General features: G+C 65.1%; 19 protein-coding genes and 2 pseudogenes. 7 read left to right on the forward strand and 14 right to left on the reverse strand.

Annotated elements, in window-relative coordinates; all coding sequences use genetic code 11:
* The 5 genes and pseudogenes from TX80_RS02420 to TX80_RS02435 form a co-directional block, all read right to left on the reverse strand.
* The gene (locus TX80_RS02420) at positions 1–753 is read right to left on the reverse strand and encodes a TrmB family transcriptional regulator (protein WP_049921278.1); all 753 of its coding nucleotides are present in this window, start codon (positions 751–753) and stop codon (positions 1–3) included.
* On the reverse strand, positions 750–3,860 hold the full coding sequence (locus tag TX80_RS02425) for an MMPL family transporter (RefSeq protein ID WP_049921279.1): 3,111 nt from the start codon (positions 3,858–3,860) through the stop codon (positions 750–752). The genes TX80_RS02420 and TX80_RS02425 overlap by 4 nt, the downstream gene beginning before the upstream one ends.
* Positions 3,861–4,091: 231 nt before the next feature.
* Positions 4,092–4,826, reverse strand: a complete 735-nt coding sequence (locus TX80_RS02430) for an MBL fold metallo-hydrolase (protein ID WP_049921280.1) — start codon at positions 4,824–4,826, stop codon at positions 4,092–4,094.
* 179 nt (positions 4,827–5,005) lie between these two features.
* Positions 5,006–5,149, reverse strand: a pseudogene (locus tag TX80_RS19920) (bacteriorhodopsin); the annotation flags it as partial.
* Between the two features lie 248 nt (positions 5,150–5,397).
* Positions 5,398–6,072: a CPBP family intramembrane glutamic endopeptidase gene (locus TX80_RS02435; protein WP_049921281.1), complete on the reverse strand. Its 675-nt coding sequence runs from the start codon at positions 6,070–6,072 to the stop codon at positions 5,398–5,400.
* A gap of 160 nt (positions 6,073–6,232) precedes the next feature.
* On the opposite strand from TX80_RS02435, the gene TX80_RS02440 reads away from it, so the two are divergent.
* Both TX80_RS02440 and TX80_RS02445 read left to right on the forward strand, forming a co-directional pair.
* Positions 6,233–9,010, forward strand: coding sequence for an ATP-dependent helicase (locus TX80_RS02440; protein WP_049921282.1), 2,778 nt, complete (start codon positions 6,233–6,235; stop codon positions 9,008–9,010).
* 399 nt (positions 9,011–9,409) lie between these two features.
* The gene (locus TX80_RS02445; RefSeq protein WP_049921283.1) at positions 9,410–10,279 is read left to right on the forward strand and encodes an amidohydrolase family protein; all 870 of its coding nucleotides are present in this window, start codon (positions 9,410–9,412) and stop codon (positions 10,277–10,279) included.
* 233 nt (positions 10,280–10,512) lie between these two features.
* Here the strand turns inward: TX80_RS02445 and TX80_RS02450 are convergent, their stop codons facing one another.
* On the reverse strand, positions 10,513–11,280 hold the full coding sequence (locus TX80_RS02450) for an IclR family transcriptional regulator (protein WP_049921284.1): 768 nt from the start codon (positions 11,278–11,280) through the stop codon (positions 10,513–10,515).
* A gap of 171 nt (positions 11,281–11,451) precedes the next feature.
* Between TX80_RS02450 and TX80_RS02455 the strand changes: the two genes are divergently transcribed.
* The gene (locus TX80_RS02455) at positions 11,452–12,813 is read left to right on the forward strand and encodes an NAD-dependent succinate-semialdehyde dehydrogenase (protein ID WP_049921285.1); all 1,362 of its coding nucleotides are present in this window, start codon (positions 11,452–11,454) and stop codon (positions 12,811–12,813) included.
* A 1-nt stretch (position 12,814) separates the two neighbouring features.
* On the opposite strand, the gene TX80_RS02460 is transcribed toward TX80_RS02455, so the two are convergent.
* Positions 12,815–13,426, reverse strand: a complete 612-nt coding sequence (locus TX80_RS02460; RefSeq protein WP_049921286.1) for an HD domain-containing protein — start codon at positions 13,424–13,426, stop codon at positions 12,815–12,817.
* Positions 13,427–13,431: 5 nt separating this feature from the next.
* Complete coding sequence (locus tag TX80_RS02465; protein WP_049922161.1) at positions 13,432–14,148, reverse strand: EthD domain-containing protein; 717 nt, start codon at positions 14,146–14,148, stop codon at positions 13,432–13,434.
* Positions 14,149–14,430: 282 nt separating this feature from the next.
* Here TX80_RS02465 and TX80_RS02470 point away from each other — a divergent pair, with 282 nt between their 5' ends.
* The 4 genes from TX80_RS02470 (at position 14,431) to TX80_RS02485 (ending at position 19,654) form a co-directional block, all read left to right on the forward strand.
* Entirely contained in the window at positions 14,431–16,128 is a 1,698-nt protein-coding gene (locus TX80_RS02470; protein ID WP_049921287.1) for a thiamine pyrophosphate-binding protein, read from the forward strand.
* Positions 16,129–16,197: 69 nt separating this feature from the next.
* Positions 16,198–17,166, forward strand: a complete 969-nt coding sequence (locus TX80_RS02475; protein ID WP_049921288.1) for an NAD-dependent epimerase/dehydratase family protein — start codon at positions 16,198–16,200, stop codon at positions 17,164–17,166.
* 75 nt (positions 17,167–17,241) lie between these two features.
* Positions 17,242–18,516 carry a M24 family metallopeptidase gene (locus tag TX80_RS02480; RefSeq protein ID WP_049921289.1) on the forward strand — a complete coding sequence of 425 codons (1,275 nt, stop codon included), beginning with the start codon at positions 17,242–17,244 and terminating at the stop codon, positions 18,514–18,516.
* Between the two features lie 130 nt (positions 18,517–18,646).
* Positions 18,647–19,654, forward strand: a complete 1,008-nt coding sequence (locus TX80_RS02485) for an LLM class flavin-dependent oxidoreductase (protein ID WP_049921290.1) — start codon at positions 18,647–18,649, stop codon at positions 19,652–19,654.
* Between the two features lie 712 nt (positions 19,655–20,366).
* Here TX80_RS02485 and TX80_RS18840 read toward each other — a convergent pair.
* The 6 genes and pseudogenes from TX80_RS18840 to TX80_RS02510 form a co-directional block, all read right to left on the reverse strand.
* A pseudogene (locus TX80_RS18840) lies at positions 20,367–20,483 on the reverse strand (FAD-dependent oxidoreductase); the annotation flags it as partial.
* Positions 20,484–20,518: 35 nt separating this feature from the next.
* A complete protein-coding gene (locus TX80_RS02495; protein WP_049921292.1) occupies positions 20,519–22,036 on the reverse strand; it encodes a dihydrolipoamide acetyltransferase family protein in 1,518 nt (505 codons plus the stop codon).
* A gap of 2 nt (positions 22,037–22,038) precedes the next feature.
* Entirely contained in the window at positions 22,039–23,055 is a 1,017-nt protein-coding gene (locus tag TX80_RS02500) for an alpha-ketoacid dehydrogenase subunit beta (RefSeq protein WP_049921293.1), read from the reverse strand.
* Positions 23,052–24,200 (reverse strand): pyruvate dehydrogenase (acetyl-transferring) E1 component subunit alpha, encoded by a 1,149-nt coding sequence (gene pdhA / locus TX80_RS02505; protein ID WP_049921294.1) that lies wholly within the window; start codon positions 24,198–24,200, stop codon positions 23,052–23,054. The genes TX80_RS02500 and pdhA overlap by 4 nt, the downstream gene beginning before the upstream one ends.
* Before the next feature lie 91 nt (positions 24,201–24,291).
* Positions 24,292–24,453: a hypothetical protein gene (locus TX80_RS18845; protein ID WP_154658555.1), complete on the reverse strand. Its 162-nt coding sequence runs from the start codon at positions 24,451–24,453 to the stop codon at positions 24,292–24,294.
* A 169-nt stretch (positions 24,454–24,622) separates the two neighbouring features.
* Positions 24,623–26,050, reverse strand: coding sequence for a sodium-dependent transporter (locus TX80_RS02510; RefSeq protein ID WP_049921295.1), 1,428 nt, complete (start codon positions 26,048–26,050; stop codon positions 24,623–24,625).
* Positions 26,051–26,158: the final 108 nt, after the last annotated feature.

The raw sequence follows: 26,158 nt of genomic DNA on the forward strand, positions 1-26,158 counted from the left end.
TTACGACGGCGTTTCGGCGCTGGCCTCGATCAGTTGGATCAAAACGGCGGCGAACACCGATTCCGAACTCCAGATGGCGGTCTCACAGCCCTCGTCGTCGATCACGCTCAGCAGGATCCCGTCGTCGTCGGCGATGACGATCCGGCCGGACCGCCGATCGTCCTCGCGGTGGGCCGGCGGCGATTCGCTCGAGACGCCCTCGAGCGACCCGAGCCGGTCCCGAATCGAGGGGTTCTGGCTGACGGCGAGCACCGAAACGCCGGCGGCCGCCCGCGACGCGAGCGTCCGTTCGATCCGTTCGGGAACGAACTCCGGGAGTCGTGTTCCGAAGACGAGTCGATCGTCGGCGTTCGAGAGGAGTTCGACGACGCGGTCGTCGATCCGATCCCGGCCCCTGATCGTCCAGATGTCCTCTTGTGTTTCCTCGCCGGCCGACTCCCGTTTGACTGCATCAACGTACTCGAAGGCACGCTCCTGTTCGCGCTCGAACCGCTCTCGCAGGGTCGTCCGGGCCTCCTCGACGCTGACCGGCCGGTAGCGGATCGGACTCGAGTGCTGGATCTCGAGCAGTCCCCGCTCCGCGAGGTTGTCGGCGACGCTGTAGACCTGCGAGCGGGGGACGTCGGCGACACGGGCGACGTCCCGTGCCGTTCCCGACCCGAGCCGGTGGAGCGCGATGAAGACTTTGGCCTCGTAGCTGGTCAACCCGAGCCGCTCGAAGGCATCGACGGCGTCGGGTTCGTCGACGCTCATTCGTCGTCACCACCGGGCAGCCGGGACGCCTCCGAACCGTCGGCACTCGTCCCCGCGTCGGTCGCCGTCCCGCCGTCGCTCGCGGTCGGGGTCGTCCGGCGCGCGCGTCGTTTCTCGAACGAGACGTCGGGACCGAAGTACCGCGTCCAGAGCACGAGCAACGTCGGGAGGACGATCACGCTGGCGAGAAACGCGTACGTGATCGTCAGCCCGGTAATGATCCCGAACTGACTGAGCACCGGCAGGATGGCGAAGGCGAGCGTTCCGAACCCGCCGATGGTCGTCGCCGCGCTGCCGAGCAACGCCCCGCCGGTGCCGGTGACCGTCGTCTCCATCGCGTCCCAGACGTTCCCCTGTCGCTCCAACTCGAGCGTGTAGCGGGCGCTGATGTGGATGCTGTAGGCGACGCCGAGGCCGATCGTCAGGCTGGTTATCATGCCGGTCAGGACGTTGAACGGCATATCGATGAGGTACATCGTTCCGAGGATCCAGCTGACGGCGAACGCGACCGGAAGCAGGGTTACGGTCCCGAGCGTGGCGCTGTTGCCCGTCGCCCAGTAGGCCACCGTCAGGAAGGCGAAGACGGCGACGAGCGTGATCAGCAGGCTCTGGAGGACGGTATCGAGCAGGTCCTGTTCGACGATGTGGGTGACGATCGGATCGCCGGTCGCGATGGCGTTGCGGTCCGCGTCGTCGCCCGCGTCGATCGTCGCCGCGATGTCGCGCATCTCGGCGGTCGTTTCGTCGACGGCGGCATCGCCCTGAACGGCGACGAGCAAGCGGACCGACTCGTACTCGCCGTCGGCCGTCCGGTGGATAACGTCGCTCGCCCCGGCCTCGTTGACCGCGAACAGTTCGTCGTACAGTTCCGCGACGTTTCGGTCCGGGACGCCGTCGCCGTCCGTGTCCGCGGCGGTGAACGAGGCGTTGAACGACTCGTTTTGCCCCGCCGTCTCCTCCATCACCGACAGCGGTCCCCGGACGTCCGCCTCGCCGTTCGGAAGGGTGTAGGTAACGTCGCTGGCGACGGCCTCGTCCCGTGCCCGATCCAGCCGCGCCATCGTCTCGGCGGTGGCGACGTCGCCGTCGACGAGGATCTGTGCCTGCGAGTCCTGTCGCTGGAAGTTCTCGTTGACATACTCGAGGTCGTCGGCCGCCCGATAGTCGCCGGGTTGCATCGGTGCCGGCAGGGTCTCGGTCCAGTCGGGCGGACTCTCGGCGAGGAAGTCCTCCTCCTCGAAGCTGGTATCGACCTGACTCGCCCCGTAGACGCCGCCGGCGGTGAGCAACAGGACCGCCACGAGGAGCACGATCGGCGCTTTTCTGGCGGCGACCGCGCCGACGGTGAGTGCGTCGCTGAACCGGCTCTCCCCGGTTCCGAACGCGCGCTTGTGCCGATCGAACCCGCGGGCCTCGAGTGCCGAATCGAGTTCGACTTTGGCCGCCGGGATCAGGCCGCCGAAGACGATCAACGCGGCGAGGATCCCGAACGAACTGACGACGCCGAACTCCCGGATCGGAGCGATCGGACTGACGAGGTTCGCGAGAAAACCGATCGCGGTCGTCGCGGTCACCCAGACGAGCGCGACGCCGACGCCGGCAAGCGCGACCGCCATCGAGCCGCGAACGCCGCGTGCGGTCCCCTCGCTCCCGCGTTGTTCCCGGTGGCGCATGAAGACGTGAATCGCGTAGTCGATCGAAAGGCCGATCAGGAGGACGGGAACGGCGACGAACATCTGGTTGAACGCGATCCCGGTCCAGCCCATAAAGCCGAACGTCCAGACCAGCACCGTCACGATCCCCGCGACGCCGAGGACGATATCGAGGAGGTCGCGGTAGGCGATCAGCAACGCCGCGACGACGAACAGCAACGCCAGCGGGCCGACGATCGCGAGGCTGTCGCCCATCGAGCGGTCGATCTCGTCGGTGATGATTCCGGCTCCGAAGACGACGTACTCGTGTTCGTGGTCGGCCGCGAGATCACGAATGTCGATCTGGCTCTCGGTAAGCCGGTCGCCGACGCCACCCATCTCCATCCCGCTGCCGGCCGACGTCTGGGTGATCGCGGTCATCCGGGCGTCCGCCTCCGTCGACCCCGGCTCGTACGAGGACGGCATGAACGCAAGCGCCGCGTTGCGGTCGTCCCCGTCGTCCGACAGCGTTCGTTCGAGGACGTCGTCGAACGCCCCGTCGTCCATGTCCTCGAGCGCCGCGATCTGTTCCTCGAGCGGCGGCCGCTCGTCGCCGTCTTCGAGCGCCGCTTGCTCTCGCTCGAACGCCGCGAGGTCCGCCTCGAGTCGGTCGTACTCGTCCTCGAGAACGCCCATGGTCGCCCCGGCGTAGACGTCCTCGAGTTGGGCCTGCAGGTCCTGATACTCGGGCTCCGACGCCGGATCGTCGGCGGTCCGTTCGATCTCGGCGAGCCGGCTCTCGATCCCCCGGGCATCCCGGGCACGCTCCTCGTACTGGGCCGCCTGTTCGGCGTCCAGATCGGCCGTCGCGTTCCCGAGAACGGCCTCGTACTCGGCGTCCAGTTCCGCCGCCCGCTCCCGGTACTCGGGCGTGGTTTCGTTCGTCGTCTCGTTGAGCCGCTCGTACTCGCGCTGGATCTCGCGAACCTCGTCGATGCCGGCCTCGAGACGGTCGCGCGTCGCGTTGAGCCGCTGCTCTCGCCGTTCGAGTTCCTCGCCCCGGGCTTCCAGCTGCGCGACCCGCTCGTCGGTGATCGCGGTGATCGCGACGAGGTTCTCGACGCCGATGATCGGCTCCTCGTCGACGAGCGTCCCGTTGATCGACTCGTTTTCCCTGAGCGTCCGCTGGAACTCGAGGGACTCGATCAGCGATTCGCGCGTGAGAACGTTCTCGCCGTCCCCTCTGTCGATCAACTGGACGCTGGTCGTGTTCTCCTCGTCGGCGACGACGAACTGCTCGTCGATCTCCGCCATCGCCTGCGCTTCGGGCGAGTCGGTCTCGAACTGCTCGAGCGAGGAGTCGTCGTCGACCATCGGCATCCCCGCACCGATCAGCGCCGTCGTCACGAGAAGCGCGACGAGAACGAGACGCGAACGGGAGGTAACGACGTCGGCGATCCGGTCCGGAACGCTCATCGAATCGCCTCCGACAGCGGGCCGTCGTGGCTAGAGCGCATGCTGTTGTGACGATCCTACAAACGCGTTCGCTTATATGTGTTAGGTTAGTTACAACTTCACGAACGTCACAGAATCCGATATATCGACCGATAGCAGTATCCTCGACTCTTCTGGAGAGAACGTCAGAAAATACAACCTATCTGATAAGATCCCAGCGACAACACTCGAGGGAAAACCGAGTCGACGCCGCTACTCGATCGTGACCGTCTTCAGGTCCTCCGCGAACCGGACGTCGCCGTCGTAGTGGGTACCGATCGACTCGAGCATCTCCTCGTGTCGGCCGTCCGTGTGCGGGTAGAGGTGGGTGAGGTAGACGCGGCCGATCTCGCGGCCCGCCAGTTCGCGGCCGAGCGTCTCCGGGGTCGGATGGTTCGAGACGTCGATATCGTCCGGGAACGAACAGTCGTGAGCGAGGATCGCCGACCCCTCCGCGAAGTTCGCCAGTCCTGCAAAGGCCTCGCTGTCGCCGCTGAACGTAAACAGGTCGCCGAAGCGGTAGGCCAGACACGGCAGCGAGTGGCGGGTCTCGTAGGCCGAGACGTCGAATCCGGCGACCGAGAACTCGCCGGGGACGACCTCCCGGACCTGCAGGTCGAGTTTGTCCTGCAGGTAGTCGTACACCGACAGGAGGTCGTCGACCAGCGCCTTCGTCCCCTGCGGACCGACGACCTCGAGGTGTTCCTCCCCGGCGAGCCAGCGGGCTTTCATCAGCGGCAACAGGTCGGCGACGTGATCGAGGTGATGGTGGGTCAGAAGTACCGTCGAGACGTTCTCGTAGCCGACACCGGACTGCTGGAGTCGGTGGAGAACGCCGGACCCGCAGTCGACCAGCAGGGTCCGACCGTCGTCCTGCACGAGGAGTCCGGCCTGAAAGCGCTCGCCGGTCGGCATCGCGCTGCCGGTCCCGAGAAAGGTGACACGCATGCGAGAGCGTGTGTCCGGCCCGGGCAAAAGGATTCGGGTTCCGCGGATTCCCCGGTCAGGACGACTGCGCCGTCGTGTCCGGAACGGCGTTCCGTACGTTTCCTCGATGACCCCGCTCGCGTGAGCGCGATCAGTCCGAAGCCGACCTTGGTGAGCAGGTCCAGATAGACGATCAACATGATATCGACCGAGAGCACGCCAAAACCGGCCGACCCGAGCAACCAGACGATCGGATACACCGACCGGAGGACGACGGTGAGGTTCCGGAGGCTCGTAAACAGCAGGCCGACGCCGGCCGTCTGGCGGCGACGAATGACTACGATACGTGCGGCATGAAGCTCGTCACGGAGTTTTGATCGCCACTCGTTTCGACCGCGTCACTCGACTCGTACGGACCGATTCCCGCGGGCTCGGAATCGACAAAGGGGTCTCCGGACTGAATCCTTTCCCCAAACTAGAAGGCCGATGTCTCGCCTCGAGTACTACGACACGCTTCCGTCCGCGATCGTCCCGTGTCATCAGGCGATGGTGTTCCCCCTTCGATCCCGTAGCCCGACGACGAACGACGACGTCACCCGAAGAACGCCCCGAATACGGGAACCACCCAGACGAGTACGTGCGCACCCGCAACCGGCACCAGCGTGCGACGCCGTATGTAGACGGCGATAAACAGCGCGGAGACCGCAGCGACCTGGACCAGATTTCCGAGCGGCCACGCGACTGCGTGTACGACGGTAAAGCCGATCAGCGTAAGCCCGCCTGCCACGACCGCACTGTCCGAGTAGTCGAGGAGCCGTTCGATGGCGTACCCCCTGTACAGAACCTCTTCGACGATGCCGGTCGTGATCGCGGACGCAAGCGCCACGGGGAGACTCGGGAGCTCCCCGAGTCCGCTCGTGCCTGCCTCGACGGGGAGTCCGAGGGCCTGAACGAGCGGCCCGGCGAAGACGAAGATCAACAGCGCGGCCACACCGGTTCCGAGCAGATACGCTAAATCGATCCAGGCCGGACGTCGAAACCCGATCGACGAGAGCGACAGATCCTCGACGCCGAGCGCACTGCCGATGACCGTGACGGCGACGAGCCACTCGAGCACGATCGCTTGCGGCTGCGAGACCGCCACCGCCGAATCGGCGAGGGAAAGCGCGGGTAGTGCACCCATCGCAATCGCGAGCGTCACTGCGGTCACGACCGGAACCTCCGCGAGACTCGCTATCGGACTCGTTTCGTCCGCCGTCCGTGTCATACACGGTGTTTTCCACGATTCGAGTTAATTCTTATGTAATTGTTACTTTTGGCTGGCCACACAGGAATCAGCGCGATCTACCGTTTCCCGATCCGCACCCGATTTCACTTTCGCTCCGCTGGCCAAATCCTCTTACGTACCCGGTCCCGAGACCACGGTGATGGCTGGGAACGAGCGCCTCGAGTTGCCGGTCTCCGATTCTTCGCTCCCGTTCGATCCGGACGCGGTCCCGATCGAGGACGCCGACGTCTTCGACCTGCTCGAGCCGGCCGTCCAGGAGTGGTGGCTCGAGCAGTTCGGCGAGTTCGTTCCCGAGAACGAGGGCTTTTTTACGCCGCCACAGCGGGGCGCGATCCCGACGGTCCACGAGGGGACGAACACGCTGATCTGTGCCCCGACCGGCTCGGGGAAGACGCTCGCATCGTTTACCTCGATCATCAACGAACTCTACAGGCGCGACCGCGAGACCGAGTCGGGACTCGAGAACTCCGTCTACTGTCTTTACGTGTCGCCGCTCAAGTCGCTCGCGAACGACATCCACCGCAACCTCGAAGTGCCCCTCGAGGGGATCGAGGGGATCGTCGACCGGCGCGACGGCGACCGGGAGATGGGCGAGATTCGCCACGCCATCCGCCACGGCGATACGGCCTCGAGCGAACGCCAGAAGATGCTCGAAAAGACGCCCCACATCCTCAACACCACGCCCGAAACGCTGGCGATTTTGCTGAACTCGCCGAAGTTCCGCGAGAAACTCCGGACCGTCGAGTACGTCATCGTCGACGAGATCCACTCGCTTGCCGCGGGCAAGCGCGGCACCCACCTCTCGGTCAGCCTCGAGCGACTCGCGGCGCTGGCCGACGGCGGAATCACGAGGATCGGCTGCTCGGCGACGATCGACCCGCTCTCGGACGTCGCCGAGTTTCTCGTCGGCCGCGCGGAACCCGGCGGCAAGCCCCGGGAGTACGAAATCGTCGACGCACGCTTTGCCCGCGAGTTCGACCTGCAACTCGAGTGTCCGACCGACGACCTGATCAACACGTCCCGCGAGGTCGTCCAGGAGCGGTTTTACCGGCGGCTCCACGATCATATCCAGACCCACACGAACACGCTCGTATTCACCAATACCCGGTCGGGGGCGGAACGGGTCCTGCACAACCTCCGCGAGCGGTTCGACGCCTACGACGAGGAAAACTCCGGCTGTCACCACGGCAGCCTCTCGAAGGACGTCCGACAGGACGTCGAAACGCGGCTCAAGGAGGGTGGCCTCGACGTGGTCACCTCCTCGACGAGCCTCGAGCTGGGGATCGACATGCCCCACGTCGACCTCGTGGTACAGGTCGGCTCCCCCAAGTCCGTCGCGGCGCTGCTCCAGCGGGTCGGCCGCGCGGGCCATCGCGTCGGCCAGACCGTCATGGGCCGGGTGATCGCGCTCGACCGCGACGAACTCCTCGAGTGTGCCGTCATGCTCAACAAAGCTACCGAGGGATTCGTCGATTCGGTGTCGATCCCGGAGAACGCACAGGACGTCGCGGCCCAGCACGTCTACGGCATGGCGATCGCCGAGATCCGGCCCGAACGCGAGGTGAAAGCGATCCTGCGGCGGGCATACCCCTACCGGAACTACTCGAGCGAGGGGTGGGAGTCGCTGGCCCGCTATCTGACCGCCGAGTACGCCGGGCTGGAGGAGCGAAACGTCTACGCGAAGATCTGGCGCGACGAGAACGACCCGCCGGACGGCCACCACCACCACGAGGAGTTTCCGGTCGGCGAACCGCTGATCGGCAAACGCGGCCGGCTGGCGCGGGTCATCTACATGACCAACATCGGAACGATCCCCGACTCGTTTACGTGTGAGGTCTACACCCGCGCGAGCGACGAGTGGGTCGGACAACTCGACGAGGACTACCTCGATACCCTCGAGAAGGGGGACGTCTTCGTGCTGGGCGGCGATCACTTCGAGTACCGCTACCGGCGCGGCTCGAAGGTCTACGTCGACCGCACAAGCGATCGACCGACGGTCCCCTCGTGGTACTCCGAGCGATTGCCCCTCTCGTACGATCTCGGCCGTGAAATCCTGTCGTTCCAGGGGGAACTGCTCGAGCGCTACGACGAGGGTGGCCCGCCGCGGGTCCGGGCGTGGTTGCGGACGTTCCCGCTTGATGACGACAGCGTCCGGGCGATCGCCCGACTGTTCGACCATCAGCTCCGGTATGCAGGCGAGGAAAGCGTAAGCACCCGCGACCGGATCGCGATCGAGGTCGAGCGCGACCGCGAGGAGTACGAGCGCCACTACTACGTCCATTCGACGTACGGCCGGAAGTTCAACGACGGGTTCGCCCGCCTGCTGGCATATCGCTGTGCCCAGGAGGCGACCGCGAACGTCCGCGTGGCGGTCGCGGACAACGGGTTCGTGCTCTCGATGCCGTTGAATCGCAAGGTCGATCTCGAGGGGCTCGTCGACGACCTCGAGCCCGAAACCGTCCGGGCGGACCTGCGGGCGGCCCTCTCGGGGACCGATCTCCTCCAGCGGTACTTCCGGATCAACGCGACCCGATCGCTGCTGATCCTCAAACGCTACAAGGGCTACGAGAAGTCCGCCAGCGAACAGCAGGTCTCGAGCGAGATGCTGCTCGGCTTCGCCGAGGATCTCGAGGAGTTCGCGGTCATCGAGGAGACCTACCGCGAGATCCTCGAGGATAAACTCAACGTCGAAGGGATCGAAGCCGTCGTCGAAGCGATCGACGACGGCGAGATCGTCGTCGAGCGACACCTCGTCGATTCGCCGACGCCGCGATCGTTCGGGCTGGCGACGCTGTCGGCCAGCGACGTCGTCCTCGCCGAGGACGAAAGCGCCGCGTTACAGGCGTTTCACGAGCACGTGCTCGAGGAGATCGGCGAGGAGTCGCTTCGCGGCCTCTCCTCGGACCCGGTCGACTAGCCGGTGGTGTCCCGTCTTCGGTCCGATCCGCTCGAGGAGATATCGACGAATCCCCTATTTATCTGAATACCATCAATGAGAGCCCACAAATATATTTATATTATGGTACGTTTGCGATGGAGTGGCTGAAGAGGCAATAGATAGTTCACAGTGCCTCAAATAGCCATTTTTACTCGAGAAACGTCACCCGATATCGGAGCATGGTGTTCAACCCGAAGAGTAGTGACGAGGCCTCCATCGGAGTGAATTATCGGTGTCGAGTTCTTCGGCCGGCGATACTACGATTCAATCACTATTCCGATAGGAACGCAAATAATAAATTCAGCTATCAGTTCGGTCAGTTGCGGGTGCGGGATAGACGGACGAACATACATATAGCGCCGCCACCATGACATGGGTATGGGTTTGCCCACGGTACTCGAGGAGCCGCGTGCAATCGACACACACGCACACCAGCCGACCAGCGAGTTCCTCCACGATGCGGGCGGTCAGATGATGCAGGACGCGGCCGACCGGTTCGGGTCGGATCTCGAGACGGACACCTACGAGAACATGATCGCGGAGTACCGCGACGCCGGCGTCGACCGCGCCGTCCTGCTCGGGTGGGACGCCGAGACCAACACCGGAAACCCCCCCGTTCCAAACGACTACGTCGCCGAGGTCCGCGACGAGTATGCCGACTTTTTCGTCGGCTTCGGTTCCGTCGATCCGCTCAAGGACGACTGCGTCGAGGAGGCCGTGCGGTGCGTCGAGGACCTGAACCTCTCGGGGTTCAAGTTCCAGCAGATCGCACAGGGGTTCGATCCGTCCGACCCCGAACACGAACCCCTCTGGGAGACCATCGAGGACCTCGGCGTCCCGGTCGTCTTCCACGGCGGGAACTCCACGCTCGGAGCGTGTTCACCGGGCGGTCGCGGCCTGCAGATCAAGTACGGGAATCCGATGTTGATCGACGACGTCGCGGCGGCCCACCCCGACCTGCAGATCCTCATCGCCCACCCCGCCTACCCCTGGGAGAAAGAACAGCTCGCGATCTGCCAGCAGAAAGGCAACGTCTACATGGACCTGTCCGGCTGGATGCCGCGATACATCGACGAGCAGGTGCTTCACTACGCGAAGACCCTCCTCGCCGACAAGGTCATGTTCGGCACCGACTACCCCATGCTCGAGCCGGAGCCGTGGCTCGAGCAGTTCGCCGAACTCGACTTCGACGAGGAGACCCAACGCAAGATCCTCTGGGAGAACGCGGTTGAATTCCTGAACCTGTAGCGACCGCCGGCCCGAGCCACGGCCGTCCGCGTTCGCCGGTGCTGTTCGAATTACTCGAACGAAACGCGATCGAAATCCGAATCGATTGGACGGGCGATCGACCCCTCGTTCGGGGCGTATTTCAGCCTCCAATTACACACATACGAGTGTAAAATATCGGGGAGCGATCGGTCGAACGGATGGCGCGCATCCGTTCGAAATACTCGAACACGCTGGCGCTGTGAAAGCGTGGCTCAGGTATGGGCGAGGTTGATCTCCACCTCGTTGGCCCCTCCGAGCAGGAGATCGGGCAGTTCGTCGGTCAGCAACTCGCCGCGAAGCCGATTTGCGGGGCCTGCGACGCTGATCGCGCCGATGGCGTCGCCCGACTCGTCTCTGATCGGAGCCCCGACGGCGTGGACGCCGGCGACCGATTCCCCACGATTGAGCGCGTACCCCCGCTCGCGGATCGTCTCGAGTTGCTCGAAGAGGGTGTCGCGGTCGGTGATCGTCCGGTCGGTCCGGGCGGCGAGGCCGTACTCCTCGAGGATCGCTTCGACGCGGTCCGGCGGGAGGTGTGCGAGGATCGCTTTTCCGGCAGCGAACTGATGCAGGGGCGTCCGCTGTCCGAGGCGCGCGTGGGTTTTGATGGAGTGGCGGCCTTCGGCACCGTAGATGTGGACGCCGACGCCGTGCTCTTCGATCACGCACCAGACTTTCTCGTCGGTTTCGGCGGCCAGTTCGTCGACTTTGGGTCCGGCGACGTCGTACAGCCTGTGGCGATTCCGGACGTAACCCCCGTAATCGAGAACCCACGAACTGATGCGGTAGATCCCACTCTCTTGGACGAGCAGTCCGCGTGACTCGAGGGTCTTGACGTGTCGGTGGACCGTACTCTTGGCGAGTCCGAGTTCGTCGGCGAGCGTCGTGATTCCCGCACCGCCGTTGCGTTTGAGCGCGTCGATGATGTCGAACGCCGTGTCGACCGTTTCGACGGGCCTGTATTGCGAGTCGCGTGCCATACGATTTCGATCCCTCCGGCTCGACAAAAGCGTTGTTTCCGCTACTCGAACGGATTGGAATTTCGATCGTCCCGTTCGAACGGCTCCGCGTCCGATCCCCGCGGAGACGATACCGGCAATGCTAGTCCGGGAAGTAATCCATTTTACCCGCAGGGTAGTATCAGCGGCTCGATGGATTCGATCGATCCCGCGACCGGCGCTCATCTCCGGTCGTACCGGGAGGACAGCGACGCCGACGTCGAATCGAAACTCGAGCGCGCAAACGACGCCTTCGCGGACTGGCGCGAGCGCCCGCTTCGCGAGCGGGAGGAACTGCTCGCGGCGGCGGCAACCGTGCTTCGGGACGACGAGGACGACTACGCGACGTTGATGACCGAAGAGATGGGGAAACCGATCACGCAGGCGCGTGCCGAAATCCGGAAGTGTGCGTGGCTGTGTGACCACTACGCGGAATACGCGAGCGCGTATCTCGAACCGGACCACTACCCGAGTCCAGCGGGGACGACGGTGAAGACGGTTTACGATCCGCTCGGGCCGGTTCTCGCCGTGATGCCGTGGAACTACCCGTTCTGGCAGGTCATCAGGTTCGCCGCACCGTATCTGACGGCCGGCAACGTCGGACTGCTCAAACACGCGTCGAACGTTCCCGGCTGTGCGAAAGCGATCGAGGAGGTCTTTCGGGAGGCCGGATATCCGGACGGCGTCTTCCAGACGCTGCTGATCGGCTCCGACTCGGTGAACGACGTCCTCGAGGACGACCGGGTCCGGGCGGCGACGCTGACCGGGAGCGGCCCGGCCGGTCGCGCGGTTGCCAAGACCGCGGGCGAATCACTGAAGAAAACGGTCCTCGAGTTGGGCGGCAGCGACCCGTTTATCGTCCTCGAAGACGCCCCGCTCGAGGACGCAGTCGAGACGGGCGTCACGGCACGAACCCAGAACGGCGGCCAGTCGTGTATCGCGGCAAAGCGGTTCATCGTCCACGAGGCCGTCTTCGACGAGTACGTCGACCGGCTGGTGGCGGCGTTCGAGGATTTGGCCGTCGGCGATCCGATGGACGAGGACACCGACGTCGGTCCGCAGGCCGACCCCGACCTCATGGACGCCCTCCACGAGCAGGTGGTCGAAAGCGTCGAGGCGGGAGCGACCGTACTGACCGGCGGCGAACCGCTCGACCGCGACGGCGCGTACTATCCGCCGACCGTGCTCACGGACGTTCCGGCGGGGTGTCCGGTCGATACGGAGGAGACGTTCGGCCCCGTTGCGGCCGTCTACGAGGTCGCGTCCGAGCGCGAGGCGATCGAGCTCGCGAACGACACTCGCTTCGGTCTCGGCGCGAGCGTCTGGACGGCCGACAGAGCCCGGGGCGAACGGCTCGCCCGCGACATCGAAGCGGGCTGTGTGTACATCAACCAGCTCACCAAATCGGATCCGCGAGTTCCGTTCGGCGGGATCAAGGATTCGGGGTACGGCCGCGAACTCTCGGAGCCGGGAATCACGGCGTTCGTCAACCGGAAAACGGTCTGGACCGAATAACCTACGAGGTCTGGGAGTACCGCTCGACCCACTCCTGTAAGGTGATGTCCATCGTCGCCTGCGTGATCGCGTTCGACGACGCGGAGTTCGCGCTCTTTACGAGTTCGGCCTCGAGCGTCCGTTTCGGAACCTCGCCGAGGAAATGCGGGATGGCCCGCTGTACCGCCAGCGGACAGCCGACCTCGTGGGCGAGGGCGTAGCCCGAAATCGAGTGCGGGATCTCCTCGCTGACGTACGTCGGGTCGGGTTCGTCGAGCGTGTCGTCGTCGACGTGGTCCGGATACTCGTAACACTTGCCGACGTCGTGCAGGAGACACGCGGCGACGAGCGTGTCGGTATCCGGATCGGCCCCGTGGAACTGCCGCTGTTCGTGGGCCGACTCGAGGGCGATCCGCGTGACGCCGCGGACGTGCTCGACGTTCGTGACGTCGTGAATGTTCCAGGCGTAGGGGATGTCCTCGATCCGCCGCCACCCGCCGCGTTCGAGGCCGAGTACCCACGCCTCGACGACGCGCTCGCGGAGGTCGTCGCTCTCGATGTGCTCGAGTTCCGGGAAGGCCTCGCGAACTTGCGTTTCGAACGGGTGGTTCGATTCGGGGTCGGATTCGGACATCGTGATCAGCGCTCGCGTTTGACGAGTCGTTCCCGGCCGATAAACCGGGGTCGGTCGTCGATCGCGAGGAAGTTATCCACGTCCTCGCGGGCCGCCTTGGCTTTGCCCCTGTCCGGGTCGTAGTCCCGGGACCCCTCGCTCCCGAGGGCGTCGTACAGTTTCTCGAGGTCGTCGAAGTAGAGTTCGGCGACGCCGTCGAACTCCGCGTTCTCGGGATCGGTCGGCACGATCGTGTTGTACTTCACGACGCCCTCGATTTCCCGCGCGATCGGGGTGTGGTTGGTCTGCCAGTAGTCGACGAACTCCTCGTGGGACATCCCGTCCTGTCGGACGAGAAACGCCGAGTGCTTGTACAGCCCCTCCGTGTCGCCGTCGACCTCGTCCTTCTGGACGATCTCCTCGCCGATGAACCGCGGCCGCTGTTCGACCGCGAGGAAGTTGTCGACGTCCTCGCGGGCTTTCGCCGCGACCTCTTTGGTCGGATCGTAATCCCGCGATCCCGGACTTCCGAGGGCATCGTGGAGATCCTCGAGGTCGTCGAAGTAGAGTTCGGCCAGCCCGTCGAACTCGGCGTGGTCCGGTTCCGTCGGCAAGACCTGCTGATAGCGAACGACGCCTTCGATGTCCTTGGCGATCGGTGTGTGGTTGGTCTGCCAGTAATCGACGAACTCCTCGTGAGACAGTCCCTCCTGACGTACCAGTAGGGCTACGTGCTTGTACATCACGGGGAACTTTTGCATACTCTGCAATAAATCATGAGGTCGCTCCCTCTCGATCGGTCGCCTCGAATGACAGTCACGTGATGGAATCGCACCGATAGAGCAAAGTTATCAGCCCGCAACGGTAGGGATGCATGCTCGAACTGGTGGAGTCGTTCGTCCGTCCGGACGGCGACAGTCACGACGAATCCGTCAAGCGACGGCAGGCCACTCGTGCCGCCGTCGCTCGCGCGGCTTCCGAATCGAACCACACAGCGACCCCCTCGCCTTCACAACCACCGACCCATGACGACGACAGCAGCTGACCTCGTGACGACGCTCGAGGAGCTGGACGTCGAGTACGTGTTCGGCTATCCGGGCGGTCGGGTCATCGAACTGCTCGATCACCTGCCCGACTCCGAGGTCGAGGTCGTTCGGCCGCGCGACGAGCGCGAGGCGAGCGTGATGGCCGAAATGCACGGTCGGCTGACGGGTGCCCCCGGCGTGCTCGCCGGACAAGGGCCGTGGGTCGGCAGTCTGGGGCTGATCGGCCAGATGGAGGCCCGGCTGTCGTCCTCGCCGATGGTCGTCCTGACGGAAGCGTCCGAACGCGGCGAGTACTCGACGCTGGCCCCCTATCAGCAGGCTCGCGGCGATTACGGCGGGTTCAGCCTGCCCGACATCCTCGACGGGGTGACCAAAGAGTGGTGGTTCCCGCGGACGCCCGTCGAGACGGTACGGTCGACGCAACTGGCGTTCAAACACGCCGTCGCCGGTCGGCCGGGACCGACGGCGGTGATCCTCGACGGCGACGCGATCACGGGCGAGATGCCCGACGACCAGACGCCGCCCGCCTGGAACGCACGCGCCCAGACGCGAACGTGGGATGCACGGCCGACCGCCGAGGACACCGTCGCGGCCGCCGAGGCGCTCGAGGAAGCCGACCGGCCGGTGATCGTCGCGGGCAACGGCGTCCACGCCGCCAAGGCCTACGACGAACTCGCATCGGTCGCCGAGACCTACGACTGCGCCGTCGCGACCTCGTATCTCGGCAAGTCGACCTATCCGGAGACGGACGACCGCGCCGTCGGCGTCATGGGGTCGTTCGGCCACGAGGGCGCGAATCGTGTCGTCAGCGAAGCCGACGCGTTGCTCGTCGTCGGCTGTCGGCTGAACCCGATGGATACCAACTGGCAGGCCCCGGAGTTCATCCGGCCCGACGAGCAGACGATCGTTCACGCGGACATCGACACGCGCAACGCCGGCTGGGTCTATCCCGCGGACGTGGGACTCATCGGCGACGCGAAAGAGAGTCTCGCAGCGCTCGCCGACGCCGGCGGCGGGACAAACGGCTGGGCGCTCGAGCGGGCTCGGCAGGCCCGGGAGTGGTTCAGCGCTCCCGAATGCGACGACGATTCCGCGCCGATCAAACCACAGCGTGCGGTCAAAGAGATCGAGGCGGTCGTCGACGAGGAGACGATCGTCACGGCCGACTCCGGAAACAACCGGTTCTGGCTGCTGTACTACCTCCAGACGCCGGCGGTCCGCACCTACTTCGGCAGCGGCGGCGTCGGCGGGATGGGCTGGGCGAACCCGGCCGCGGTCTCGGCCGCGTTGACCACCGACAAGGACGTCGTCGCGGTCGCCGGGGACGGCGGCTTCTCGATGACGATGAACAGCGTCGAGACGGCCGTCGAGTACGGCGTCGCCCCGACGTTCGTCGTCCTGAACGACACCAGCCTCGGGATGGTCCGGCAGATGCAACGCGAGGACGGCGACATCGCCGGCGTCGAGTTCCACGACACCGACTTCGTGAAAGCCGCCGAGGCGTTCGGCGCGGTCGGCCGGCGCGTGACCGACCCAGCCGACCTCGTCGACGCGCTCGAGGCCGGCAAAGCGGCCGACACACCATACGTCCTCGACGTTCGCATCGACCGCGAGGAGGACATGGCCGACACGCTGGCGTCCTCGTTCTACGAATCGGTCGGCGGACTCCACGAGTAGTATCGATGGAACGATACCGAACGAACATGAAACACAGGATGCGACGAACCGACGACACGGGATCCATACATGAACGACACTGATGCGACCGTACTGGTAACGGGCGGAACCGGATTCATCGGTTCCTACGTGGTACAGGACTTGGTCGAACACGGCCACGACGTCGTGGCCTACGACCTCTCGACGGACACGGAGATCCTCGAGAAACTCGGCGTCGCCGACGAGGTGACGGTCCGGCGGGGCGACGTCTCGGAGCCGACCGACGTCATCCGTGCGGTCAGGGAGACGGGGACGACTCACATCATCCACCTGGCCGCGCTGTTGACGACGACCGCACGCGAGAACCCCCGCGCCGCGGCCGACGTGAACATCATGGGAACGAACAACGTCTTCGAGGCGGCTCGAACGCTCGACGATCAGGTCGAGCGCGTCGCGTGGGCGTCCTCGGCTGCGGCGTACGCGCCGCCGGAACACTACGACGACGAGTGGATCGACGAGACGGAACTCGTCTATCCCGACACGCTCTACGGCGCGACCAAGGAGTACAACGAACACCAGGCGCGGGTCTATCACGAGGACTACGGACTCGACCACGTCGCGCTCCGGCCGACCGTCGCCTACGGTCCCTACCGCGAGACCGGCGGCTCGGCTTTCCTGGCGAACATCATCGAAAAGCCCGCCCTCGGCGAGTCCTACAGCGTCGAGTACGGCGACCAGTACGTCGACTGGCAACACGTCGAGGACATCGCTCAGGCGTTCCGGAAGGCGGCGTTTACGCCCGAGTCGGAGCTGAGCCAGCGCGTCTACAACGTTCGCGGCGTGCTCGCAACCGTCCGTGAAGCCGCCGAAGCCGTCGAATCCGTTATGCCGGAAGCCGATATCGACGTCTCCGACGACGGCGAACTCCCCTGGACCCAGAACCTCGACATGACGAAGGCCCAGGCGGATCTCGGCTACGACCCCGAGTACGACCTCGAGTCCGGGTTCCGGAAGTACATCAACGTCCTGCGCGAGGAGAACGGTCTCGAGCCGATCTAGGTCGTCCCCGCTCGGTCGACGCGGGGTCGGAAGCGGTACAATTTATGTAGTTCGCTTCGGTTGGTTTACCTGTCCATGACATTCTACGAGCGGCGCTTCATGGAGGGAACGCGTGGCACCCAGGCCGTCGACTGGGAACAGCGGATCGATACCCGGCGGCTTCGCAAAGAGCGCAAGGAGAAAGCGCTCGAGCGTCTCCGGGAGACGGATCTCGGGGCGATGTTGTTGGTATCCGATCCGAACATCCGCTATGTCACCGGGCTGGCGATGACCGGCGGCAGCGGCGCGGATCACTACACGCTCCTGACCGAAAACGGCGACGTCGTTCACTGGGACACGGCAGATCACGCGAGCAACCAGCGGTTCAACTGTCCCTGGCTGCACGACGTCCGGTACGCCTGCCCGGGTCTCGGAAACGTGCCGCGAGCCTCCGGCAGCGCGTCTGCGCGGCAGTTCCTGCTCTCGAAGATGGCCGAAACCGTCACCGAGGCCATGGCGGAGTACGGCGTCGACGACGACCCGCTCGGCATCGACATCGGCAACCGGGGACTCGTCGCGGCCTTCGAGGACCGCAACGTCGAGGTCGACGTCCCGACGGCGCAGGCGGTCATGGAGGACGCCCGCAAGACCAAAACCGAAGACGAAATCGAGTGTCTCCGCATGGTCGCGGCGATCTGCGAGGCCGGGTTCCAGACGATCAAAGAGACCGCCAAACCCGGGATGCGGGAAACCGAGGTGTGGGGTGAGGCCGTCAACGAACTGTGGCGCCACGGCGCGTTCGTCGGCGGCGGCTACGTCACGTCCGGCCCGAACACGTGGCCGAAACACCAGGCCAACACTACCGACCGGGCGATCCGGCCCGGCGACCTCGTCTACGCCGACTTCTACAACATCGGCTATCTGGGCTACCGGTCGTGTTACTACCGAACCTTCTCGATGGGCGAGCCGACTCAGGCCCAGCGGGACGCCTACGAGAAGGCCCGCGACGACCTCTACGACGTCCTCGAGCGGATCGAGCCGGGGGCCACGACCGACGAGATCTGTCGGGGCTTTCCCGACGAGGACGGCGAACACATGGACTGGTACGACGCCGACGAGTTCTGGCAGATGACGACCAACCACTGGGCACACGGCCTCGGCCTCCAGTTGTACGAAGTGCCGTTGATCTGGCGCGGTCTCTCGCCGGACCACCCGATCGAGATCGAGGAGGGGATGACCATGGCCGTCGAGACGATGCAACCGGCCGACAGACAGGGCGTTCGCGTCGAGGAGATGGTCGTCGTCCGCGAGAACGGCGTCGAAGTCCTGAGCCAGTGGCCCGTCGACGAGATCACCGTCATCGATCACTGACCGCTCGAGAGTTGCCGATTCGGGCCGTCCGTTCTCAGTACTCGAGACCCGTCGGACCCTGCCGACTCGCGGGGGCGTACGGATCGCTGGTTCGCCAACTGTTAAGGTGGATGTCCTGTATGTGTACGGTATGCAACTCGGGACCGGTCTGTTTACCGCCCAGCGACGGCCGGGCGACGACCGCGAGGCGAGCGAACTGTACGACGAACTGCTGTCGCTGACCCGCGAGATCGAGGCCGCCGGCCTCGACAGCGCGTGGGTCTCCGAACACCACTTCGCCGAGGACGACTACCTCTCGGGGACGATGCCGACGCTCGGCGCGATGGCCGCCGAAACCGAGCGTCTCGAGATCGGCAGTTGCGTCGCACTCGGACCGCTGTACGACCCCATCAGGCTCGCGGAAGACGCCGCCACCGTCGATCTGCTCGCCGACGGACGGCTCACCCTCGGACTCGCGATCGGCTCGAACCCGCGGGAGTTCGATGCGTTCGGCGTCCCGCAGGACCAGCGGGCCGACCGACTCGCGGACCTCGTCCCCTTCCTCCGGGGGGCCTGGAGCGAGGGCACCCTCGGCTACGAGTCCGCGTTTCACGACGTGCCGGACGACGTCACCGTCACGCCCAAACCCGACGACGGCACCGTTCCGATCATGCTGGGCGGCGGCGCCAAGCCGGCCGTCCGGCGGGCGGCCCGAACCGCCGACGCGTGGTGTGCCCCGTCTTCGCTTTCGGTCGAGGGCGTCCGAAAGCGCGTCGAGGACATCCGGAACGTCCGCGAGTCGGACGGACTCGACGACGACTTCACGATCTACGTCCTCCAGCACGGGTGGGTCGGCGACTCCCGCGAGGCGGCCTGGGCGACGATGCGCGACGGCTACTTCTACATTCAGCGGCGCTACGAGGAGATCTTCTCCGGCGAACCCGTCGACGAACTCGACGACGAACGGAAACGGGAGCTGAAAGAGCAGGCCGTCTTCGGGACGCCGTCACAGGTCGTCGACGAACTCGAGACCTACCGGGAGGCGCTGGGCGACGACGTCCACTTCATCCTGCGGACCTACCACCCCGGCGTCGGGACCGAAGAGATGATCGACTGCGTCCACCGCCTCGGCGACGAGGTAGCCCCCGAACTCCGATAGGCACCCGGATCGCGTTCTTCGCGGCCGGCCTCACGATGCGGGCACGACGAGGACGGATCGAGTCGATCCCGCAGATGCCGCGATCGCCGCCCGGGTGCGGCCAGTACTGCTGCTACCCTGCTAGTTTATTACAGGAGCGACTGAATACCGGAACGGAATGGCGACTGCAAACCAGCGATCTAGCCCCGACGCCGAGCGGGTCGTACAGCTTTCGACTCGCGTCCGTTTCTCGGGGAGCACGACCTGCGAGGCGTGTGGCTGCCGGATCTCGTCTCGAACGCGGTACAAGTGTGCGACCGTCCGGACGACCGCCGGTCGGTTCGCGGAGTTTTCCTTCTGCGACGAACGCTGTTTTGCGACACTGTTCTGAGCCGCCTCGGGGGACGATCCGTTCGGATCGTCCCTCGAGCAGTCGCGACTGGCGGGTTCCAGTCGGGAAGCGACGGCGACCGCCCGGGTTAGCGTGTGAATCGCGCGGCCGAGGCGTTCTCTGTGGCCTCCATGACCGCTTCGGCGAACGTCGGATGCGTACGGAACGTCGCCGCGAGGTCCTCGTACCGAGTGCCGATCTCGAGTGTGAGTAACCGCCGCGACGAGTTCGGCGGCATCCGGACCGACGATTTGGGCACCGCGTACGATCCCGACCGCCTCGGCTTTGGTCTCGGTCAAACCGACGGTACCGCTCTCGGATGCAGTAAATTTGACGGAATGCACCGCGGTTGAGACGGGTGCCGCCGTCGGCGTCCGTCTCGACGAGCGTGACGTCGAGACCGAGTTGTCCCGCGCGGATGGCGGCGACGTCGCCGCCCGGGCCGGCACCGATAACCAGGACGTCCGTGCGCCGGGTACCGTCTCAAACGCCCATCATTCTACCAGCAGGAGTGTCGGGGTTTCGAGGTACTCCGTGACCTCGTTCACGAATCGCGCGCCGTCGGCACCGTCGATGAGCCGGTGATCGAAGCTCAACGAGACCGGAAGGACGTGTCTGCTCTCGATCGCGTCCTCGCCGTTCTCGTCGGTGACGACGCGGGGTTTCTTGGTGATCTCGCCGAGCGCCAGGATGGCCACCTCGGGCTGGTTGATGATCGGCGTCGCGTACTCGCCGCCGATTCCGCCGACGTTGGAGATCGTGAACGTCGACCCCTGTAACTCCGCGGGATCGATCGTCCGTTCGCGGGCGCGCTCGGCCAAGTCGCTCACCTCCGCGGCGAGTTCGAGCAGCCCCTTTCGATCGACGCCCTCGACCACGGGCACCATCAGCCCGGCGTCGGTCGCGGTCGCAACGCCGATGTCGTAGTAGTGTTTCGTGACGATCTCGTCGGATTCCTCGTCGAGCGAGGCGTTGACGATCGGATACTCCTCGAGCGCCGCCACGCACGCCTTCATTACGAACGGCATGTACGTGAGCGCCCCGTCGCGGTCGTCGACGTGTGCCTCGAGTTCGGCCCGCGTCTCGACGAGTTCGGTCACGTCGATCTCGTCGTGATGGGTGACGTGTGGTGCGGTGGCCTTCGAGTCGACCATCGCCTCGCCGATGGTGCGACGAACGCCGCGGTAGGGTTCCCGCGTCTCGGGCCGGTCCTCGCCGACGCCGGCCGGACCGGTATCGGCGGTCGGGGTCTCGCAATCCGTCGTCCGGACCGTCCGCTGGCTGTCGGCGTACTCGCGGACGTCTTCGGTCGTGACGACCCCGTGACCGTCCCGGTTCTCGGACGCCGGCACGTCGTCGATGTCGACGCCGGCCGCCGCGGCGACGCGCCGCGTCGCGGGGGTCGCCAGCGTCGTCTCGCGTCCGGCGGCCGCCGGGCGCTCCGCGCTTCCGGAAGCGCTTGTGGCCGCGACCCGCTGGGCGGCCTCGGTCTGGCCTGCGGTCCCAGTATCGGTCACCGCCGCGCGTTCCTCGGCCGTCCCGTCTTCGCTCGCGTACGCTCGAACGTCGGTCTCGGTCACCCGACCCGACGATACGGCGGCGGAAACGTCGTCGATATCGACGCCGAGCTCGCGCGCCAGCCGGCGAACGCTCGGTGGTGCGAAGACGCGACCGTCGGGTGTTTCGGCCTCGTCGGGCGCTCGAGCGTCGGTACCGTCCTCGTCGGGTTCGGGCTCGCGTTCCGTCTGGGAATCGGCTTCCTCGCGAGCGTCTCCGTCGACGGCGAACACGACGATGACGTCGCCGACGGGGACGACCTCGCCCTCGTCGGCACACAGCTTCGATACCGTCCCGTCGACCGGCGACGGCACCTCGACGAGGGCCTTGTCGGTTTCGACCTCGGCGATCGGTTGCTCCTCCCGGACCGAATCGCCTTCGGCGACGAGCCAGCTAACGAGTTCGCCTTCGGCGACGCCTTCACCGACGTCGGGAAGTTCGAATTCGCGCCCCATCGCTAGAACTCGACGGTCTCGAGGATTCCCTCCTGAATCCGGACGGCCTGCGGGAGGTAGTAATCCTCGAGGGAATGCAACGGCATGGGCGTGTCGAACCCGGTGATGCGCTTGATGGGGGCCTCCTGGTAGAGGAGCGCGTGCTCCTGGATGGTCGTCGCCACTTCCGCGCCGAGTCCGCCGGTCTTGGGCGCTTCGTGGACGATCGCGGCCCGGCCGGTCTTCTCGAACGAGTCGACGATAGTCTCGACATCGAGCGGCGACAGCGTCCGGAGGTCGACGACCTCGACGTCGACGCCGTGTTCCTCGGCGAGGTTGTCCGCGGCGATGAGGGTCGGCCGGGTCATCGCTCCCCACGTGTACACCGCGACGTCGCTTCCTTCCCGCCTGACGGCGGCGTCGCTCAGCGAAACTTCGTAGCTGCCCGTCGGAACGTCCTCGCGAAACGCGCGGTAGATCAGCTTTGGCTCGAGGAAGATCACCGGATCGGGGTCGCGGATGGACGCGATGAGCAGCCCCTTCGCGTCGGCGGGCGTACTCGGGGAGACGACCTTCAGTCCGGGCTCGTGGACGAAAAACGCCTCCTTGGACTCGGAGTGATGTTCCGGCGCACGAATCCCGCCGCCGTAGGGTGCCCGGACCACCATCGGGACCGAGTACTGGCCGTGACTGCGGCTTCGCATTCTGGCGGCGTGACTGACCAGTTGGTCGAACGCGGGATAGGAAAAGCCCATGAACTGCATCTCCGCGACGGGGCGCATCCCGGACAACGCCAGCCCGATGGCAGCACCGACGATACCCGACTCCGCAAGCGGCGTGTCGACGACGCGTTCCTCGCCGAACTCCTCGTACAGCGCCTCGGTAGCGCGGAAGACGCCGCCGTTTTTGCCGACGTCTTCGCCAAGGACGACGACGCTGTCGTCCGACGACATCTCCGTGTAGAGGCCATCACGAACCGCCTCGACGAGCGTCAGGCTGTCCGTTCTGGCATCGGTACTCGGTGTCGCAGCCGAACTCATTCTAACACCTCTGAGAAGGCTTCGTCGCCGTACTTCTCCCGGAGGGCGTTCAGTTCGTCGCGTTGCTCTCGGAGCCGTTCGGGCATCTCCTCGTAGACGTGTTCGAAGATGCGTTCCGGATCGGTCTCGGCGGCTTCGACCGTCTCCATCGCGTCGCTGATCCGCGACTCGATCCGCTCGTCGATCTCGGCGTCGTACGCCTCGTCGAGGATTCCCTCCGCGGACAGGTAGTTCCGGAGTCGGTCGAGGGGGTCTTTCTGCCGCCACGCTTCCGCCTCGTCTTCCTCGCGGTATACTGAGGGGTCGTCCGCCGTCGTGTGTGCCCCGTAACGGTACTGGACCGCCTCGATGAGGGTCGGCCGGCGTTCGTCGTCGGTCGGGTTCTTCGCCTTTCTGAGGGCGGTACGGGTGACCTCGTACATGGCGAGCGGATCGAGGCCGTCGACGCGGACCCCCTCGAGCCCGTACGCGGCGGCCTTCTGTGCGATCGTTTCGCTTGCGGTCTGTCGGTCCCGTGGCACGGAGATCGCCCACTGGTTGTTGTTACAGACGAACACCGCGGGGACGTCGAACACGCCGGCGAAGTTTAGCCCTTCGTGGAAGTCGCCTTCGGAGGTCGCCCCGTCACCGAAGTGACACAGGACGGCGCTGTCGGTCTGCCCCTGGAGTTTGTTCCCCCAGGCCATCCCCATCGCTTGGGGGAGCTGGGTCGCGATCGGAATGTACTCCGGCATGACGTTGACGTCGTCCGGGATCGCATACCCGTCCCGGAGGCCCCGAAGCGGTTTCAACAGCGACGCGAGACTCATACCGTGAACGTACTTAGCTGCGTGCTCGCGGTAGGTCGGGAACAGCCAGTCCTGTTCCTCGAGGGCGTAACTCGTCGCAACCTGTGCCCCCTCCTGGCCCGTCATCGGGGCGTAGGTCGCGATGCGGCCCTGTCGCTGGAGGCTGATCGCACGCTGGTCGAACCGGCGTGCGAGCTTGATGTCCTCGTACATGGCCAGCAACTCCCCGTCCGAGAGGTCGGGTACCTCGGCGTTCGGCAAGACGTTCCCGTCCTCGTCGAGGATCCGGATCGGCTCGTCGTCGACGTGCGTGGGTTCTCTGTTCGCTCGCTGGTCTGCTTCTTCTTGTGCGCTCATTGATAGTGGTGTCTGGACCGGTGGCTGCTCACGGGGCTGTACCACGGCCGGTCTGGGTGACCCCGGGATCGATGGGAACGAATCCCGTGAGTTATCCCCAGAGAGCGTGTCCGATGCGAGCGCGGTTCCCGCCTCGCATCGAAGCGACTTCCGCCAGTGTAAATGTAAAGAGGAAAAGCGCGCTGACGGTAGCCTCGAGCTGTCGACATGGCTCGGTCGCGGCGCGGACCTCCTGCGTACTGGCGGTTGCCATATGAGACACAATTATCGAGATGATACTTAATAGTTCTGTGAGACATACTCTCAATATCACGCGACGATGGACGACCAACCCGAGACGGAACGTCGAACAGCGGCCGGGCGGTTCTGACTCGAGAAGCGTCGTATCGGATCGGCCTACCCGTGAAACCACTGAGCGGCCGTCAGTCGGCGGTATCGACGTTCTCCGTCCGAACTTCCTGTTCGGACCACAGCACCAACAGGACGAACAGAACGGTCGTGACGAGAGCAACAAGCGCGATCACGCTCGTCCCCGGGCTGTAGCCCGCCAGACTCAACGCGTCGGAGTAGAAGGTAAAGAGGAGAAACGTCGGGAACACCGTCCCGATCGCGTACCGCCACGGGGTAGCCAGCGAGCGCGAGACCCTCCCGGCCCCGTTGCGGAACTCCTGTACTGCGTCCGGGCCGAGCACCCACGCCCCGTAGAACATGAACCCGATCAGGCCGAGCGTCAACAGGAGATCAACGAGTTGGTCAGCAAAGAGCCCGAACACGTCCGCGTTGAAGGCGTTCAGGGCACCCGTCCCGACGATCAGGACGAACATTCCCCGCGTCGCCATCGAACGCTCGAGGTCGAATTCGTCGACGACGAACGCGACGGGAATCTCGAGGATGCTGATCGAACTGGTGATCGCGGCCAGCAAAACGACGAGGAAGAACACGGCCCCGAGAAGCTGTCCTGCAGGGAGTGTCGCGAACGCGCCGGCGATGCTCACGAAGAGTGCGCCGGGTCCGCCGCCGGTCGGCCCCCCGGCGAACGAAAAGAGGAGCGGAAACACGACGAGGCCGGCAAGAATTCCGATACTGAGGTTGAGTCCGGCGATCATCGTCGCGTCGAACGGCAGCGATCTATCGTCGTCGATGTACGAGGCGTACGTGATCATCGTCCCGCCACCGACCGAGAGGGTAAAAAGCGCCTGCCCGGCGGCAGAGCCGAGGACGGCGAGGAAGTTGTCAGCGAGGTATCCCCCGTCGAAGGCCAGATAGAACTGGTATCCCTCGATCGCGTTGGGCTGCCGTGAGGCCCAGATGGCGAGAGCAACGAGCAAAACGGCGATACCCGGCATCATGAACTTCGTCGTCGCCTCGATGCCCCGCCGTACCCCGGCCATCACGATGAGCGCGGTCACGCCGAGAAACGCGATTTGATACAGGAAGGCGCTCGTTCCGAAGTTGATCGCCTCGAAATGAGCGCCGGGATCGGCGAAGTACGCCCCGGTAAAGCTCTCGACGAAATACCGGAGTATCCATCCCCCGACGACGCTGTAAAACGAGATCAGTACGACGGAGGTGACGACACACAGTACTCCAAGGAGCGTCCACGCTCGCGATCCCTTCAACGATTTAAACGCCCCGACCGGATTTCGTTTCGAGCGTCGCCCGATCACGAACGCTGTCAGCAGTCCCGGAACGCCGATCCCGAGCACGATGAGGAGGTACATCAGCAAGAACGCACTCCCCCCGTTCTCCGCCGTCATCCACGGAAACCGCCAGATATTCCCCAGTCCGACGGCGCTCCCGACCGCCGCCAGAATGAATCCGATACGACTTGCCCAGGTCTCGCGTGACATGCAATATCATATAACATAAACTGGCATAATAAAGGCTTTCCATTAATTCCGAAAATAACCGGTGTATAGTATAGCTCTGTTGAGAATAGAACAGCGACGACTGGCCGG

Source organism: Halopiger djelfimassiliensis (assembly GCF_000455365.1).
Lineage (GTDB): Archaea > Halobacteriota > Halobacteria > Halobacteriales > Natrialbaceae > Halopiger_B > Halopiger_B djelfimassiliensis.

Bases quoted from the DNA above. Each gene is read 5' to 3' on its own strand.
- TX80_RS02420 (WP_049921278.1), bottom strand. From the start codon at position 753: ATGAGCGTCGACGAACCCGACGCCGTCGATGCCTTCGAGCGGCTCGGG.
- TX80_RS02425 (WP_049921279.1), bottom strand. From the start codon at position 3,860: ATGAGCGTTCCGGACCGGATCGCCGACGTCGTTACCTCCCGTTCGCGT.
- TX80_RS02430 (WP_049921280.1), bottom strand. From the start codon at position 4,826: ATGCGTGTCACCTTTCTCGGGACCGGCAGCGCGATGCCGACCGGCGAG.
- TX80_RS02435 (WP_049921281.1), bottom strand. From the start codon at position 6,072: ATGACACGGACGGCGGACGAAACGAGTCCGATAGCGAGTCTCGCGGAG.
- TX80_RS02440 (WP_049921282.1), top strand. From the start codon at position 6,233: ATGGCTGGGAACGAGCGCCTCGAGTTGCCGGTCTCCGATTCTTCGCTC.
- TX80_RS02445 (WP_049921283.1), top strand. From the start codon at position 9,410: ATGGGTTTGCCCACGGTACTCGAGGAGCCGCGTGCAATCGACACACAC.
- TX80_RS02450 (WP_049921284.1), bottom strand. From the start codon at position 11,280: ATGGCACGCGACTCGCAATACAGGCCCGTCGAAACGGTCGACACGGCG.
- TX80_RS02455 (WP_049921285.1), top strand. From the start codon at position 11,452: ATGGATTCGATCGATCCCGCGACCGGCGCTCATCTCCGGTCGTACCGG.
- TX80_RS02460 (WP_049921286.1), bottom strand. From the start codon at position 13,426: ATGTCCGAATCCGACCCCGAATCGAACCACCCGTTCGAAACGCAAGTT.
- TX80_RS02465 (WP_049922161.1), bottom strand. From the start codon at position 14,148: ATGTACAAGCACGTAGCCCTACTGGTACGTCAGGAGGGACTGTCTCAC.
- TX80_RS02470 (WP_049921287.1), top strand. From the start codon at position 14,431: ATGACGACGACAGCAGCTGACCTCGTGACGACGCTCGAGGAGCTGGAC.
- TX80_RS02475 (WP_049921288.1), top strand. From the start codon at position 16,198: ATGAACGACACTGATGCGACCGTACTGGTAACGGGCGGAACCGGATTC.
- TX80_RS02480 (WP_049921289.1), top strand. From the start codon at position 17,242: ATGACATTCTACGAGCGGCGCTTCATGGAGGGAACGCGTGGCACCCAG.
- TX80_RS02485 (WP_049921290.1), top strand. From the start codon at position 18,647: ATGCAACTCGGGACCGGTCTGTTTACCGCCCAGCGACGGCCGGGCGAC.
- TX80_RS02495 (WP_049921292.1), bottom strand. From the start codon at position 22,036: ATGGGGCGCGAATTCGAACTTCCCGACGTCGGTGAAGGCGTCGCCGAA.
- TX80_RS02500 (WP_049921293.1), bottom strand. From the start codon at position 23,055: ATGAGTTCGGCTGCGACACCGAGTACCGATGCCAGAACGGACAGCCTG.
- pdhA (WP_049921294.1), bottom strand. From the start codon at position 24,200: ATGAGCGCACAAGAAGAAGCAGACCAGCGAGCGAACAGAGAACCCACG.
- TX80_RS18845 (WP_154658555.1), bottom strand. From the start codon at position 24,453: ATGGCAACCGCCAGTACGCAGGAGGTCCGCGCCGCGACCGAGCCATGT.
- TX80_RS02510 (WP_049921295.1), bottom strand. From the start codon at position 26,050: ATGTCACGCGAGACCTGGGCAAGTCGTATCGGATTCATTCTGGCGGCG.